General features: G+C 72.0%; 1 protein-coding gene. It reads left to right on the plus strand.

All coding sequences use genetic code 11. The features are described from left to right. The coding region (locus tag AB0G02_RS33230; protein ID WP_360802213.1) for a condensation domain-containing protein at nt 1-3,073 on the plus strand (3,073 nt) is incomplete at both ends.

Raw genomic sequence — 3,073 nt, forward strand, 5'->3', positions numbered from 1 at the left:
GACTCGCTCACCGCGGCACTGGGCGACTCACCCAGCCCCGTGCTGGGCCGCCCGGTGGCCAACACCCGGACCCACGTGCTGGACGCGACGCTGCGACCGGTGCCACCGGGAGTGGTGGGCGAGTTGTACGTGGCCGGGGTCGGACTGGCGCGGGGTTACCTCAGGCGGCCCGGACTGACGGCCGGGCGGTTCGTGGCCGACCCGTTCGGACCGCCGGGGACCCGGATGTACCGGACCGGGGACCTGGTCCGGTGGCGTGCCGGCGGGCTGGAGTTCGTGGGCCGGGCCGACGACCAGGTCAAGCTGCGCGGCTTCCGGATCGAGCTGGGCGAGGTCGAGGCGGTGCTGCGCGAGCACGACGGTGTCGACGAGGTCGTGGTGGTGGTGCGCGAGGACCGCCCGGGTGATCAACGACTGGTCGCGTACGTCGTGACGGCGCGGCAGCCGGAGGTGCTGCGGGCGTACTTGCGGGAGCGGTTGCCGGACTACATGGTGCCGTCGACGTTCGTGGTGCTGGAGAGCCTGCCGTTGGCCGCCGGCGGCAAGCTGGACCGGGCCGCGCTGCCGGTGCCGGAGGCGCCGTCCGCAGTGGGCCGGGCGCCGCGATCGCCGCGGGAGCAGTTGCTGTGCGGGCTGTTCGCCGAGGTGCTGGGCGTGCCCGGCGTGGGCGTCGACGACGACTTCTTCGCCCTGGGCGGGCACTCGCTGCTGGCCACCCGACTGGTGGCCCGCGTGCGTGCGACCCTCGGCGTGGAACTGGGGCTGCGGAGTGTGTTCGAGGCCCCGACGGTGGCCGGCATGGCGGCCGGTCTGGACCAGGTGGGACCGGCACGGCGGGCCCTGACGGCGGGGGAGCGACCGGCTGCGGTGCCGTTGTCGTTCGCGCAGCAGCGGCTGTGGTTCCTGGACCGGATGGAGGGCCCCAACTCCACCTACAACGTGTCGCTCGCCCTGCGTCTGGTCGGTGAGCTCGACCGTGACGCGCTCCAGGCGGCGCTTCGTGATGTCGTGCTGCGGCACGAGAGCCTGCGGACGGTCTTCCCGCAAGTGGAAGGCGTGGCGTACCAGCGAATCCTGGATCTCACCCCCACGCTGGACGTCACCCGGGTCGACGACCTGGCGGAGCCGCTGTTGGCGGCCATGGAGCACAAGTTCGACCTCGCGTCGGAGCTGCCGATCCGGACCTGGCTGTTCGAGTCGGCCCCGGACGAGCACGTGTTGCTGATCCTGGTGCACCACATCGCCGCCGACGGCTGGTCGTTGAGCCCGTTGGCGCTGGACCTGGCGCAGGCGTACGCGGCGCGACGGCAGGGGCAGCGACCGGGGTGGGCGCCGCTCCCGGTGCAGTACGCGGACTACACGTTGTGGCAGCGGAGCCTGCTGGGTGAGCAGTCCGACGAGGACAGTGCCTTCACCGGGCAGCTGACCTACTGGACCGAGGCGCTGGCCGGGTTGCCCGATCAGCTGCAACTGCCCACCGACCGCTCGCGTCCCGCGGTCGCCTCCTACCGCGGCGATCACGTCTTCGTCCGGCTGGACGCCGACCTGCACGCCGGCCTGGAGGCGCTGGCCCGTCGTTGCGGGGCGAGTGTGTTCATGGTGTTGCAGGCGGGGTTGGCCGCTTTGCTGACCAAGTTGGGTGCGGGTGAGGACGTCCCGGTGGGGAGTCCGATCGCCGGTCGTACGGATCAGGCGTTGGACGATCTGGTGGGCTTCTTCGTGAACACGTTGGTGTTGCGGACGGACACCTCGGGCGATCCGACGTTCGCGGAGTTGGTGGCGCGGGTCCGGGAGACGGCGTTGGACGCCTACGCCCATCAGGACGTGCCGTTCGAGTACCTGGTGGAGGTCCTCAACCCGGCGCGGTCCCTGTCCCACCACCCGCTGGTCCAGGTCATGCTGGCACTGCAGAACGCGCCGGAACTGGACTTCTCCCTGCCCGGCCTGGAGGTCACCCAGGTCTCGACGCCCGTCACCACCGCCGAGTTCGACCTGGCGTTCAGCCTCTGGGAGCGGCGCGGCCCCGACGGCGCGGTCGACGGGGTGCACGGCGTCCTCGAGTACAGCACCGACCTGTTCGACCGCACCAGCGTCGAAACCCTCGTCACCCGCTGGACCGGCTTGCTGCGGGCGTTGACGGCGGTGCCCGACCGCCCCGTCAGCCGGTTCGACGTCCTCACCGACGACGAGCGGGAACGGCTCCACGCCTACAACGACACCGCCACCCCGGTCCCGACCGCGACCCTGGCGACCCTGTTCGAGCAGCAGCCACCCGAGGCCGTGGCCCTGGTCGACGGCGGCACCGAACTGACCTACGGGGAAGTCGACGAGCGGGCCAACCGCCTGGCCTGGCTGCTGATCGAGCGGGGAATCGGCCCGGAACGGATCGTGGCGTTGCGGATGCACCGGTCCGCCGAGCTGGTCATCGCCCTGCTGGCGGTGATCAAGGCCGGCGGCGCGTACCTCCCGGTGGATCCGGAGTACCCGGCCGAGCGGATCTCGTTCATGCTCGACGACGCCAAACCGGCGCTGGTGCTGACCGGGATCCCCGACGACGTCGCGTCCTATCCGGCCGACCGCCCCGCGGTCCCGGTGCTGCCGGGCAACGCCGCGTACGTGATCTACACCTCCGGCTCGACCGGAAAGCCGAAAGCGGTGGTCAACACCCACGCCGGTGTGGCGAGCCTCGCCGTGTCGCAGACCGGGCGGTACGCGATCGGGCCGGGCGACCGGGTGCTCCAGTTCTCCTCACCCAGCTTCGACCTGTCGGTCATCGAGCTGCTGATGGCGTTCCCGGCCGGGGCCGCCCTGGTGATCCCGCCGCCGGTCCCGCTGGTCGGCTCCGCCCTGGTCGAGGTGCTCGCCGAGCAGCGGATCACCCACGCGTTCATCCCGACCGCCACGCTGACCACCGTGCCCGTGCAACCCCTGCCGGTGCTGCGCACGCTGGTGGTCGGCGGTGAGGCCTGCCCGCCGGCGCTGGTGGCGGCCTGGGCCACCGGCCGGCGGGTGATCAACGCGTACGGGCCGACCGAGAGCACGGCCAGCGGGCCGCTCGTGCTGGCGCAGGCCG

This window comes from Actinosynnema sp. NPDC023658 (genome assembly GCF_040639995.1).
Taxonomy (GTDB): Bacteria; Actinomycetota; Actinomycetes; order Mycobacteriales; family Pseudonocardiaceae; genus Actinosynnema.